Below are 12,914 nucleotides of genomic sequence, written 5' to 3'. Positions count from 1 at the left end.
TTTGTCTAGCATCTAAAATAAAAATTGACGTTTCACGTTGTTTGTTTCGTTCAGTTTTCAAAGAACTACTTGGTCGCTCATTTGCGACTTCCTTATGTTAACATCTTCGTTTTTCGATGTCAACTAAGTTTTTTAATTTCTTTTTTGTCGTTTTCTGCGTTTCCGCATCAGCGACGGTTATTAATATATCATGGTGAAAAATGAAATGCAACACCTTTTATAAACTTTTTTTAAAACTGCCCACATTTCTTTTTTTATATCATATACTTAAACGAAATATCTCTTTCATGTATGAGCAATTCCTACATATATTTTATATAAAGTTACTCTATCAAAAGACGTTTCTTTCTATAATAAGCGTTTTATTCATATAGCATATCATACAGGGAGGAATATATATGGACTATACCGATTTATTAATCAAACTAGGTCTCTCGGCTATTTTAGGATTTGCCATTGGTTTAGAACGTGAATTAAAACGGAAACCACTTGGTTTAAAAACGTGTTTAGTTATTTCTATTATTAGTTGCCTCCTAACGATTGTTTCTATTAAAGCAGCTTATAACTTACCACATACCGATCATATGAATATGGATCCACTTCGACTTGCCGCTCAAATTGTATCAGGAATTGGTTTTTTAGGTGCTGGCGTAATTTTAAGAAGAGGCAACGATAGCATTGCAGGGCTCACGACTGCCGCTATGATCTGGGGTGCTTCTGGTATTGGTATTGCTGTTGGGGCCGGATTCTATATTGAAGCGATATTCGGAATGTGTTTCCTTATGATTAGTGTCGAACTTATACCACTCGCGATGAAATATGTAGGCCCTAGATCATTTCGTCAACGTGATATCGCTGTGAAACTTGTTGTACGAAATATGGACAATATCCCAATCGTAATTGAAGAAATAAAAGAAATGGATATAAAAGTTAAGAATATGAAGCTTAAAACATTAGAAAACGGTTCTCACTATTTACATCTTAAACTGTCCATTGATCAAAAAAGACATACTGCTGATGTTTACTATGCTCTCCAGCATCTTGAAAGTGTCCAACAAACTGAAGTGGAAAGTATGTAACGTAAAACAAACTCTCTTTAATTAGAGAGTTTTTCTTTTTTCTATAATGGCAACAATGAATGTAGTCCTACAAAGTAAGGAGGAATAGGCAATTGAAATCCCGTCCGAATTTAGTAGATACATTTCGTGATTCCATTATTTTTCGTTTAATTTGTTTTATTATTGTACTGACTGCTTTTTCCGGTTTTCTTATACATAGATTAGAACCTTTTCATTTCACTACATGGTTTGACGGAATTTGGTGGTCAATCGTTACCATTTTTACAGTTGGATATGGCGACTTTGCTCCCCATACAACGATAGGAAAACTAATAGGTATAAGTATTATTTTATTAGGAACTGGCTTTTGTTCTTATTATATGGTGCTGTTTGCTACTGAAATGATTAATAAACAATATATGAAAATTAAAGGTGAAGAAGCCGCTACTTCTAACGGTCATATGATTATCGTTGGCTGGAATGAGCGCGCAAAACATGTTGTAAAGCAAATGCACGTATTACAACCAAACCTTGATATCGTTTTAATTGATGAAACACTTTCTTTACTCCCAAAACCATTTCATCATTTAGAATTTATAAAAGGTTGTCCGCATCACGATCAAACTTTATTAAAGGCCAATATTGCAACGGCACACACCATATTAATAACAGCTGATAAAGAAAAAAACGAAAGCTTAGCGGATACACAGTCCATTTTAAATATTTTAACTGCAAAAGGGCTCAACCCAAACATTCACTGCATCGCTGAACTTCTTACTTCTGAACAAATACAAAATGCAACGAGAGCTGGCGTGTCAGAAATTATAGAAGGAAATAAATTAACGAGCTATGTATTTACCGCTTCTCTTTTATTCCCTTCCATTTCAGGTGTACTATTTTCACTTTACAACGAAATCTCTGATAATAAATTACAACTGATGGAGCTTCCATCGTCCTGCACCGGACAAACTTTTGCCAATTGTAGCTATACTCTTTTAAAGCAAAACATTCTCTTACTAGGTATAAAGCGCGACGAACAATATATGATTAATCCAGTTCATTCCTTTGTTCTCATTGAAAGCGACATACTCATTGTTATTCACCATTAGTAAAATGACGCTCTAATTCTTGCATGAGCACTTTCCCAATATTGATATATTTTCTTTTCACATCTCCATCTGGATCTTTCGGCTCAGCAAATTGATCCATTCCACTTGTTCCAGCTGTTAAAGTATTCACATTATCATCTAGTTCGTCTTGATATACGTGCGAAAGAATATACGGCGTTCCAAGACGAACTATTACGCCTGGTACATCTAGTTCTCCATCAATGGCTGTAAATGGAACTCGTAAAAATTGATACCCATCTTCTTCATCAATTTTGTAATCGAAGCATCCTTTATCATAATCCCAATTACCACCAATGCTATATCCAAGTGGTTTCATAATCTCTTCTAACTTATATAACGCATATGTACGTCCTTCTAAATTTGATTGAATCGGAATCAAGCCCATCCCTCCTAGACTTTTCCTTTAGCATACCCACTTTAGTTTGAATATACTGATGAACTTTTCGATAAAATAATAAAAAGCGACCGGAATCCGGTCGCTTTTTATTATTTTAAACGCTCTTCTAATTCTGCTTTTAATTCTTCAAATCCTGGTTTACCAAGTAAAGCAAACATGTTTTTCTTGTATGCTTCTACTCCAGGTTGGTCAAATGGATTCACGCCTAATAAGTAGCCGCTCATCGCACATGCTTTTTCGAAGAAGTATACAAGGTAACCGAATGTGTACTCATTTAATTCAGGAATATTTACGATTAAGTTTGGTACTCCCCCGTCGCTATGTGCAAGTAATGTACCTTCGTATGCTTTTGTGTTTACGAAGTCTACAGTTTCACCAGCAAGGTAGTTTAATCCGTCTAAATCGTTTTCTTCTGATTCGATTGTTAGTTCATGTGTAGATTTACCTACTTTAAGAACTGTTTCAAATAAGTCACGACGCCCTTCTTGAACGTATTGACCTAATGAGTGTAAATCAGTTGAGAAGTTTGCTGAAGATGGGAAAATACCTTTTTGATCTTTTCCTTCACTTTCACCAAATAACTGTTTCCACCACTCAGCGAAGTATTGAAGTGCTGGCTCATAGTTAACAAGCATTTCAATTGTTTTTCCTTTATTGTATAAAGCGTTACGAACTACTGCGTATTGGTAAGCTGGATTTTCTTCTAGTTCTGATGTTCCGAAGTCATCATGACCAGCAGCTGCACCTTTCATCATCTCTTCAATATTTAAGCCACTTACTGCGATTGGTAATAAACCAACTGGCGTTAATACAGAGAAACGACCTCCAACATCATCTGGAATAACAAATGTTTCGTAACCTTCGTTATCAGCTAATGTTTTTAATGCACCACGCGCTTTATCTGTAGTTGCATAAATACGTTTGCGAGCTTCTTCTTTTCCATACTTTTCTTCTAATAACTTACGGAAGATACGGAATGCTAGTGCTGGCTCTGTTGTTGTACCTGATTTGGAAATAACGTTAATAGAGAAGTCTTTACCTTCTAATACGTCCATTAAATCTTTCATGTAAGTGGAGCTAATGTTTTGTCCAACAAATAGCACTTGTGGAGTTTTACGTTGTTCTTTAGAAAGCGTATTGTAGAAAGAATGGTTTAACATTTCGATTGCTGCGCGTGCTCCTAGGTAAGAACCACCAATACCTACAACAAGTAAAATGTCAGAGTCATTTTTAATTTTTTCTGCGCATTTTTGAATGCGAGCGAATTCTTCTTTGTCATATTGAAGCGGAAGGTCTACCCACCCAAGGAAATCGTTCCCAGCTCCAGTTTTTTCGTGGATTGCGTGATGTGTTACTTTCACTGCATCACGTAAATAAGTGATTTCATGTTCACCGATGAAGGATAACGCTTTAGAATAGTCGAACGTTACATGTGTACTCATCTTTTTCCCTCCAATTATGGATATGTATTTCTGTATTCACTTTAGCGAAACTGAAGTTGTAAATCAAGCGATTCAAACATTGTAAACGTAACCAATATATATTTTTTAGAAAAAGTTCATTTTTTGCATAAAAATTCGCATTTTTCGGTATAGATGTATATACATCTTCTTTCAAACATTTTTTATGTATAAAAACAACATAACTACCCCATTCTATAAAAGAGTTAATTAACTCATCGCTTGCTCATGCTTCACAATTAAGGGGGGCTTTTTCATGAGTACTTTACAACGTATCGCATTAGTCTTTACTGTAATTGGCGCTGTGAACTGGGGACTAATCGGTTTTTTCCAGTTTGACTTAGTAGCAGCCATTTTCGGTGGACAAAATTCAGCTCTTGCACGTATTATTTACGGCATCGTTGGTATATCTGGGCTTATCAACCTTGGTTTACTGTTTAAACCATCTGAAAATCTTGGTACGCACCCAGAAACAAACGAAATTCGATAATCAGTATGTCCTTTCACCTCCGACATACGAATATGATTGCATGCAATCATATTTGCAAATATATATCATAAGATAAAGTAAAAGAGGAACGCTCATATGCGTTCCTCTTTTACTTTGTTAACTCGGACTCTTCAATCCATTCTGCCAACTTTTCTCGCAGCGTATTAAATCCGTTTTCAGATGGGTTCGGTATAAGAATCCTTCCTTGTTTTCTTTTCGCCGCTTTTAACGATAAACTCATTTTTCTGTGCTCTTCATCAATTGAAAGTACCTTTACTTCTACTGTATCGCCGACCTTTAAAAAGTCATGAATATCCTTTACATATCCATTTGTAATTTCAGATATATGCACAAGTCCTTGTGTTTCTGCATCTAACGCTACAAACGCACCGTAATCTTGAATTCCAGTCACTTTCCCTGTTACAACCACTCCTGTTGTATATTGTTCTGACATATGAAACACTCCCATACGTTTACCATTCTCTCTACAATTATAGAGAGCAAAGCAGATATATTTATTTTAAATATCCGATTGGTTAGTACGCATTCTAGATAACAATATCTAGAATGCGCATACCTTATATTAGTAAATTATACCACTATGACAGAACTCATTCAAAATTCATGAAAAATTTCCCTTAAAGAAGTATAATTCTCCAATATTGGGATAGACTACTAACACATGGCTTTCTAGTATTCCCCCCCTTTTATGGACAAAACGTATTACGTTTTGTCCTTTTTTTATTTTCAACAAACCGTTCCATTCTCTTCATTGCTTCCATAAGTTGTTCAAGCGACGTCGCATAAGAACAACGAATAAACCCTTCACCACTTTCGCCAAATACGCTACCAGGGACAACAGCTACTTTTTCTTCCAGCAATAACTGTTCTGCAAATTCCGCTGAAGATAATCCTGTTGAAGATATAGAAGGGAAAACATAAAATGCTCCGCCCGGCACATGACACGTTAAGCCCATTTCATTGAAAGATGTCGTCATAAAATTACGACGCTTCTTATAACTATCTCTCATCCGAATTACTTCATCATTCCCCGCACGTAACGCTTCAAGTGCTGCGAACTGAGACATCGTCGGTGCACACATCATGGAATATTGGTGAATTTTGAGCATCAATTCTGAAAACTGAACAGGAGCTGCAATCATACCGAGACGCCATCCTGTCATCGCAAATCCTTTTGAAAATCCTGAAATTAAAATCGTATGCTCGCGCATATTTTTAATACTCGCGAAACTTGTATATGCTTCGTCGTATACAAGCTCTGCATAAATTTCATCAGATAATACAATTAGATTGTACTTCTCAACAATCACTGCTATTTCTTCAAGCTCGAATTTATTTAGCATTGCACCTGTCGGGTTATTTGGTGAACAAAGTAAAATCGCCTTTGTTTTCGCTGTAATAGCTGCTTCAATTTGTTCTGGTTGTACTTTAAACTCGTTTTCTAGCTTAGTCGCCACAGGAACCGGAACTCCTCCAGCTAATGTCACAAGTGGTGCATAAGAAACGAAGCTTGGTTCAACAATGAGCACTTCATCATCAGGATTTATAATGGCACGCATCGCTACATCTAACGCCTGGCTCGCTCCAACTGTAACAATGATTTCATCACTTGGATCATAAGATACTGCAAATTGTTTTTTTAGATACTTTGCTATTTCTTGACGGAGCTCCAATAATCCTGCATTTGCTGTATATGACGTATACCCTTGTTCCAAAGAACGAATACATGCTTGCCTTACATTCCAAGGGGTAACAAAATCCGGCTCTCCTACCCCGAGGGAAATAACACCTTTCATATTTGCTGCTAAATCAAAAAATTTTCGAATACCAGATGGTTTTAAAGATTCTGCTGATCTAGATAGTTCAAATTGCTTCATGGTGTCACCACAATTCGCTTATCATCATCGTCTTTTTCATAAATAACGCCCTCATGTTTATACTTCTTCAAAATGAAATGAGTAGTTGTAGAAACGACAGATTCAATTGTTGCTAATTTCTCAGAAACAAACATCGCTACTTCCCCCATCGTTTTCCCTTCTAATGTAATAGAAAGATCATATGTCCCTGACATTAAATAAACGGATTTCACTTCCGAATAACGATAAATTTGCTCAGCAACCGCATCAAACCCAACGCCGTGCTTTGGCGTAACTTTCACATCGATCATTGCCGTTAAACCTGTATGTTCTTTCACTTTCGTCCAATCGATATGTGTTACATAATCCACAATAATCTTTTCATTTTCTAATCTCGCAACCATCTTCTTTACTTCTTCTACTTCTATATTTAACAGCTTCGCTAATGTATCTACAGATAATCGACTACTCTTTTCAAGACAAGCTAATAATTCTAATTCTTTTTCTGTCACCATATAAATCATCCTTCCTTTTCGTTTGTGTCTAAATTATACAAATACCCTTTCCAGTTTGAAAAGAAGATTTTTCTATTGAATTATGTCAAAATAAAGTGAAACTTTAATCAGCGGAAAAATGCGTGATAAAGCGAAAGGGGATGGAACCGTGAAACCAAAAATTTATATTGCTGAACCAGTTCCGACATTTGTAGAAAACTATTTATCAGAACACTGTGATTACGAAAAATGGGATCAAAATGAGAAAGTGCCTCGTGATGTTCTATTAGAGAAAATACAAGATAAAGATGGGTTATTAAATTTCGGATCTGCTATTAATGAAGAATTACTGACAGTGGCTCCTAACTTAAAAGTAGTGAGCAATATTTCTGTTGGTTACGATAATTTTGATTTACAAGCGATGAAAAACCGAAATGTTATCGGAACGAATACACCATACGTATTAGATGATACAGTAGCTGATCTCGTTTTCGCCCTTATGCTATCAGCTGGGCGCCGCGTTTGCGAACTCGATTCTTACGTAAAAAATGGTGAATGGAACGCTGAAATCGGAAAAGAACACTTCGGACTAGATGTACACCATAGCACAATTGGTATTATCGGTATGGGCCGAATTGGAGAAGCCGTTGCAAAACGAGCAAAATTCGGATTTGATATGAATGTTCTTTACTATAACCGCCGTCGTAAAGAAGAAGCTGAACAAAAATTCGATGCTACATATTGTGATTTACAGACGCTACTGAAGCAGTCTGACTTTATTGTTCTTCTTACTCCATTAACAGATGAAACATATCACCTTATCGGAGAAAAGGAATTTTCAATAATGAAAGAAACAGCAATCTTCATTAATGCTTCTCGGGGGAAAACAGTAGATGAAGAAGCGTTAATCTATGCTTTAACAGAAAAGAAAATCTTTGCAGCAGGCATCGATACTTTTACACAAGAGCCAATTCAAAAAGATAATCCACTCTTATCATTACAAAATGTTGTGACTTTACCGCACATCGGATCTGCAACATTAAAAACTCGTCAGCAAATGGCCATGACCGCCGCTGAAAATTTAGTTGCAGGATTACAAGGAAAAACACCGCCTAATATTGTGCGCGGGTAATACTGAATAAACGAAAGGCAAGATGACATCGTCATCTTGCCTTTTTTTGTTAACATATTTTCTTCTTCCTTGGAGATGATATGAACAAAAATCAATGGAGTGACAAAAAATGAATCATAAATATACTTGTCCTTATTTCACTTTTTCCACTCGCGGCACTACTGTTCATTACGAATTGTATGAACATGATAATAAAACAGAACGCCCTACTTTCGTACTCGTTCACGGCTTTTTATCTTCCTCATTCAGTTACCGCCGTCTCATTCCTTTACTAGCGAAGGAAGGAACAGTCATTGCTCTTGATTTACCACCGTTCGGAAAAAGTGATAAGTCTCATCTGTTTAAGTATTCTTATCACAATTTAGCAACGATTATTATTGATTTAATTGAACATTTATCTCTCTCAAACATTGTATTAGTTGGGCATTCTATGGGTGGGCAAATTTCTCTCTATGTAAACCGTATACGTCCTGAACTCATTTCAAAGACGATTTTACTATGTAGCTCGAGCTATTTAGCGCGCGCAACCTTACCTTTACTATACTCTTCTTATTTACCGTTCTTTCATTTATACGTAAAGAACTGGATTATTAGACGCGGCATTGTTCATAACTTAATGAATGTCGTTCATGATCACTCATTAATTGACGATGAAATGAAAAAAGGTTACTCCGCTCCTTTTTATGACAACCGTATATTTCCCGCTTTAACTCGCATGATACGAGACCGTGAAGGTGACTTATCTTCAACTGAATTACAAAAAATCGAAACACCTATCCTACTCATTTGGGGTGAAAAAGACCGCGTCGTCCCTGTACATGTAGGTCATCGTCTACACAAAGATTTACCGAATTCAAAATTTATTTCTTATGAAAATACAGGACATTTACTACCTGAAGAAAAGCCTGAACATGTTTATGAAGAAATTATCGCTTTTTCCGCGCAATAAAATGAAACTTTAATCAGCCCCCACCTAACTTCTTTGCTTCCGCTGAATTTTGAGGTGAGGGTCTTACTACCCAGCAAATAGCGGGATAATATAAAAAAGGCTGTCGCAAATTCCGACAGCCTATAATGAACAGCTTCCACCTTCTTTTATTATAAGTAATTCCATAGCTAATTTCTCACATTTTTCAAGCGCAGGTACTTCCTCAAAAGACATAAAGTATATATGTTGAATCTTCTTTGCGATGTATTTTGGATCGTCAAACACACTTATGACGTTCACAACATCGCTCGCTTCTGTTTCATAAAACTCCGGTCCCATTTGAAACGGATCCCAATTCTTCACAACCTCTATCATCTTTTCATATGTACCCATTCGCTTCCCGCCTTTTCACTTTTTAATAGTTTTCTTTATCCTATCACATCAGCTATTCTATAAGAAGAGAGAGAACTTTCATAACTTATTGGTTTTACAGAAGAAGGGAGCAAACTTATGCAACTATTTCATAAAGCAATCAATCGACGTGGAACGCATAGTATAAAATGGGATACATATAAAAACGAAGAACTTATCCATGCTTGGATTGCTGATATGGATTTTGAAGTACCAAAACCAATCCAAACTGCCTTAAAACAACGAATCGAACATCCGATTTTTGGCTATACACTTCCTCCCGAAAATATTGGGAATATTATTTGTAACTGGACAAAACAACAATACGACTGGGATATTCAAAAAGAATGGATTGTCTTTAGCGCCGGAATCGTTCCAGCTCTTAGTACGAGCATACAAGCTTTCACAAAAGAAAACGAATCCGTTCTCGTACAACCACCTATTTATCCTCCATTTTTCGAAATGGTCACAACAAACAACAGACAGTTATACGTGAGTCCATTACAGAAACAAAATGATACATATGTGATAGACTTCAAGCATTTAGAAAAGCAGTTTCAACAAGGCATCAAACTCATGCTTCTTTGTAGCCCTCATAACCCAATCGGGCGCGTTTGGACGAAAGAGGAACTTTTGCAGCTCGGATCGTTATGTACTAAATATAACGTAATCGTTGTGGCGGATGAAATTCATTCCGATATTATTTATGCAGATCATACACATACACCGTTCGCTTCCTTATCTGAAGAATTAGCAGAGCGCACTATCACTTGTATGGCTCCAAGTAAAACATTTAATATCGCTGGATTACAAGCATCGATTATTATCATTCCAAATGAAAAACTCCGTCAAGCCTTTACATCTATCCAATATAGACAAGGCTTCCACGGATTAAATATCTTCGCTTATACAGCGATGCAAAGTGCCTATACAGAATGTAATGATTGGCTAAACGAAATTCGATTATATATAGAAGATAATGCTCAATTTGCTTGTGAATATATTAAAACTCACATACCTGCTCTTTCCGTAACGAAGCCAGAAGGTAGCTTTTTATTATGGATTGATTGTTCTCGTCTAAAGCTTTCTCAAAACGAGCGTACTGCATTACTTGAGGAAAAAGGAAAAATCATTGTTGAACCTGGTGAGAAATACGGGTTAGGTGGCGAAGAACATATTCGAATTAATATCGGCTGTCCACGATCTGTTTTAGAAGAAATTTTAAACAGACTGCGTCATACGGTTTCATAATAAGAAAGGAGTCTGTCCCCCTAATCATTCTTGGACAGACTCCTTTGTCATATTTTGTCAGTAAGTCGATATATTTCAAGTTACGGTCGATATATTCCAATAATCGCCGATATAATTTGAGTTACAGTCGATATATTCCAATAATCGCTAATATATTTTCAATTACATTTCACAAAGAAAGCTACCATTCACGGTAGCTTTTACTTTTTCTTCATATCCGATGCTTTTTTTACAATTACGCCACAAGCAATTCGATCCCCTGATTTACCTGTCGGTTGAGTCATACCATCATCAGGGTTTTCTGTAATAATAATAGACGCTCCATCTTTTCTATGAATCGTCGTTTTTCCTTCTTCAAGTGTGATGTGTGGGGCATTAATTTCCGCCTTAATCTTTCCAGAACCATCTGCAACTACGTTCGGTAAATCACCGTTTTCTGCACCCTTCGGATTAAGAAGACCATGTTTTTTATCATCTGGATTAAAATGATTTCCAGCTGATTCAAAACGAGGTGCTTTACACTCTCCAATTTCGTGTACATGTAGTCCGTGCGGGCCTGGCGTGAAACCTTCCCCTTTAATCGTAATTTTCACTCCACTTGTTTGCTGAACTACTTTCGCAGTCCCTACTTCATCACCTGAAGCATTATGTAATTTCACTTCAATTTCTTTCGGCTTTCCTTGGTCACAACCTGCCATCAGAAATAATAAACAACAACTGAAAAAAAGCCGTTTCTTCATTCTATTCCCTCCAAAATATATTCTGCCCTTAGATTGTCCGAGCATAGAGGGAAACATACAAAAATGCATTACTGTTTCTTTTCAGCTAATAGTTTTTCTTCAACTTTCTGCAATCGCTCTGCTTCTCTTTTTGATACACGAATAAACATGCGCCACGTGGCAATAGCACCGATAATAAATAGAACGCAAACAATCCCTGGAATAATATATTCTGTTTTATCTTCCGGAAAATATAAAGGCATCATATAGAACACTCCTTATTATAGGATTTATAAAACATCAGAATTTTCTGTTATATCATTTTAAATTATAGTGGAACCTATCCATATTCTCAAGGGGCGTTCTGAAAGCAACTGATTTCTTTGACTCCTTCTCCTACTTTCCTTACTATAAACTTGAGGTGAAAAATATGAGAGAAACATTTGAAATTGGCGAAATCGTTACTGGTATTTATAAAACAGGAAAATACATCGGCGAAGTTACAAATAGCCGCCCTGGCAGTTACGTCGTAAAAGTATTAGCTGTTTTAAAACATCCGGTGCAAGGTGACTTACATAACGTAAAACAAGCTGACGTACCATTTTTCCATGAAAGACGCGCTTTAGCTTTCCGTGAACAGACGAACATTCCAGAGCAAATGGTGAAAAAATATGAAGGAGAAATTCCGGATTATACCGAGTCACTAAAATTAGCATTAGAAACTCAAATGAATTCATTTTTTGAAGATGATTCACCTTTTGCAGAGCGTAGTCTAGAAACATTACAACAGTTAAAGAAAGACTACAAACTCTAAAAAACAAAACGACCAAATTACATAATGTGCAATTTGGTCGTTACTGTGTGCTCACTTTCTTTAACACTTTTGAAAAATCAACGAGTTCTCCTAATGTTGGAGGTGCTGGCTTTACTAAATACTCTTTATCTTTTTCTACTAGTTTAAAAATATTGTACGTCGTCATCGCATCGTCAAGCGCACAATGATGCTTCCCTGTCCCTACTTTTCCATACGCCTCAATTGCTTTCCATAATCCTGTTTGATTTCTTTCTCCAAAAAACTTCTTATACTCAAGCGATAAATCACGACACTGTCCGAAGAATGGAAAAGCTATCCCTGCCATCTCACAATTATGCTTCAGCACTTTCATATCCATATTTCCCCACGTTACAATTGTCGGTTTACATTTCGTTTCGTATTCTGCAAGCTTCTTAACGAGTTCAGGAAATGAAATCCCTTTATCTACGACTTCTTGTTTTATTCCCAAAAACTTCTTACATCGATCCGTTAAAGAGGGAAATGTTTTCGGCCTGACATGTGATGAATACGTATCTTCTACCTTACAGCCAGCAACTGAAACGAGCCCTACCTCAATAATCTCCGGAAAAAATCCTTTCGGTTTCTTTCTATGCTGGGGCATCGTAAACTCAAAGTCTAAAAATAAAAATCGTTGTTCATCCATACGATCCCTTCCTTATCATTTTTGTCATTCCTTTCTATTTGACACTCCTACACGAACAAGCTCGAATGCTAATTCCATTTTAAATATTC

General features: G+C 36.5%; 16 protein-coding genes. 7 read left to right on the top strand and 9 right to left on the bottom strand.

Going from position 1 to position 12,914, the window contains the following annotated elements; genetic code table 11:
• Positions 1-398 precede the first annotated feature (398 nt).
• Positions 399-1,079 carry an MgtC/SapB family protein gene (locus HMAS_RS23555; RefSeq protein ID WP_000386676.1) on the top strand — a complete coding sequence of 227 codons (681 nt, stop codon included), beginning with the start codon at positions 399-401 and terminating at the stop codon, positions 1,077-1,079.
• Positions 1,080-1,171: 92 nt separating this feature from the next.
• Positions 1,172-2,167 carry a potassium channel family protein gene (locus HMAS_RS23550; protein ID WP_098376250.1) on the top strand — a complete coding sequence of 332 codons (996 nt, stop codon included), beginning with the start codon at positions 1,172-1,174 and terminating at the stop codon, positions 2,165-2,167.
• Here the strand turns inward: HMAS_RS23550 and HMAS_RS23545 are convergent.
• Together HMAS_RS23545 and HMAS_RS23540 are read right to left on the bottom strand one after the other, a co-directional pair.
• Positions 2,154-2,567 (bottom strand): YugN-like family protein, encoded by a 414-nt coding sequence (locus tag HMAS_RS23545; protein ID WP_000612334.1) that lies wholly within the window; start codon positions 2,565-2,567, stop codon positions 2,154-2,156. The two genes, HMAS_RS23550 and HMAS_RS23545, sit on opposite strands and share 14 nt — an antisense overlap.
• 107 nt (positions 2,568-2,674) lie before the next feature.
• Positions 2,675-4,027 (bottom strand): glucose-6-phosphate isomerase, encoded by a 1,353-nt coding sequence (locus HMAS_RS23540; protein WP_000103654.1) that lies wholly within the window; start codon positions 4,025-4,027, stop codon positions 2,675-2,677.
• A gap of 274 nt (positions 4,028-4,301) precedes the next feature.
• Between HMAS_RS23540 and HMAS_RS23530 the strand changes: the two genes are divergently transcribed.
• Positions 4,302-4,535 (top strand): DUF378 domain-containing protein, encoded by a 234-nt coding sequence (locus tag HMAS_RS23530; protein ID WP_000105788.1) that lies wholly within the window; start codon positions 4,302-4,304, stop codon positions 4,533-4,535.
• A gap of 109 nt (positions 4,536-4,644) precedes the next feature.
• Here HMAS_RS23530 and yugI read toward each other — a convergent pair whose 3' ends face one another.
• The 3 genes from yugI to HMAS_RS23515 form a co-directional block, all read right to left on the bottom strand.
• Positions 4,645-4,989 carry a S1 domain-containing post-transcriptional regulator GSP13 gene (gene yugI, locus HMAS_RS23525; RefSeq protein ID WP_000003764.1) on the bottom strand — a complete coding sequence of 115 codons (345 nt, stop codon included), beginning with the start codon at positions 4,987-4,989 and terminating at the stop codon, positions 4,645-4,647.
• A gap of 253 nt (positions 4,990-5,242) precedes the next feature.
• A complete protein-coding gene (locus HMAS_RS23520) occupies positions 5,243-6,433 on the bottom strand; it encodes an aminotransferase (RefSeq protein ID WP_000808534.1) in 1,191 nt (396 codons plus the stop codon).
• On the bottom strand, positions 6,430-6,927 hold the full coding sequence (locus HMAS_RS23515; protein WP_000255696.1) for an Lrp/AsnC family transcriptional regulator: 498 nt from the start codon (positions 6,925-6,927) through the stop codon (positions 6,430-6,432). The genes HMAS_RS23520 and HMAS_RS23515 overlap by 4 nt, the downstream gene beginning before the upstream one ends.
• 118 nt (positions 6,928-7,045) lie before the next feature.
• Here HMAS_RS23515 and HMAS_RS23510 point away from each other — a divergent pair, with 118 nt between their 5' ends.
• Complete coding sequence (locus tag HMAS_RS23510) at positions 7,046-8,038, top strand: 2-hydroxyacid dehydrogenase (protein WP_025710388.1); 993 nt, start codon at positions 7,046-7,048, stop codon at positions 8,036-8,038.
• 109 nt (positions 8,039-8,147) lie between these two features.
• Entirely contained in the window at positions 8,148-8,987 is an 840-nt protein-coding gene (locus tag HMAS_RS23505) for an alpha/beta fold hydrolase (RefSeq protein ID WP_001015860.1), read from the top strand.
• Positions 8,988-9,107: 120 nt separating this feature from the next.
• On the opposite strand, the gene HMAS_RS23500 is transcribed toward HMAS_RS23505, so the two are convergent.
• Positions 9,108-9,359: a YugE family protein gene (locus tag HMAS_RS23500; protein WP_000537637.1), complete on the bottom strand. Its 252-nt coding sequence runs from the start codon at positions 9,357-9,359 to the stop codon at positions 9,108-9,110.
• Positions 9,360-9,476: 117 nt separating this feature from the next.
• Here HMAS_RS23500 and HMAS_RS23495 point away from each other — a divergent pair, with 117 nt between their 5' ends.
• Complete coding sequence (locus HMAS_RS23495) at positions 9,477-10,628, top strand: MalY/PatB family protein (RefSeq protein ID WP_025710387.1); 1,152 nt, start codon at positions 9,477-9,479, stop codon at positions 10,626-10,628.
• A gap of 200 nt (positions 10,629-10,828) precedes the next feature.
• Here the strand turns inward: HMAS_RS23495 and sodC are convergent, their stop codons facing one another.
• Positions 10,829-11,368, bottom strand: coding sequence for a superoxide dismutase [Cu-Zn] (sodC, locus tag HMAS_RS23490; protein ID WP_006922350.1), 540 nt, complete (start codon positions 11,366-11,368; stop codon positions 10,829-10,831).
• Positions 11,369-11,436: 68 nt separating this feature from the next.
• On the bottom strand, positions 11,437-11,613 hold the full coding sequence (locus HMAS_RS27830) for a hypothetical protein (RefSeq protein ID WP_000982757.1): 177 nt from the start codon (positions 11,611-11,613) through the stop codon (positions 11,437-11,439).
• Between the two features lie 164 nt (positions 11,614-11,777).
• On the opposite strand from HMAS_RS27830, the gene HMAS_RS23485 reads away from it, so the two are divergent.
• Positions 11,778-12,161 carry a kinase-associated lipoprotein B gene (locus HMAS_RS23485; protein ID WP_001209342.1) on the top strand — a complete coding sequence of 128 codons (384 nt, stop codon included), beginning with the start codon at positions 11,778-11,780 and terminating at the stop codon, positions 12,159-12,161.
• 40 nt (positions 12,162-12,201) lie between these two features.
• On the opposite strand, the gene kapD is transcribed toward HMAS_RS23485, so the two are convergent.
• The gene (gene kapD / locus HMAS_RS23480; RefSeq protein ID WP_000344356.1) at positions 12,202-12,825 is read right to left on the bottom strand and encodes a 3'-5' exonuclease KapD; all 624 of its coding nucleotides are present in this window, start codon (positions 12,823-12,825) and stop codon (positions 12,202-12,204) included.
• Positions 12,826-12,914 lie beyond the last annotated feature (89 nt).

It is taken from the genome of Bacillus sp. HMA207, from assembly GCF_003402455.1.
In the GTDB taxonomy this organism is placed as follows: Bacteria; Bacillota; Bacilli; order Bacillales; family Bacillaceae_G; genus Bacillus_A; species Bacillus_A cereus.
This window is presented reverse-complemented; position numbering and strand designations above follow the sequence as displayed.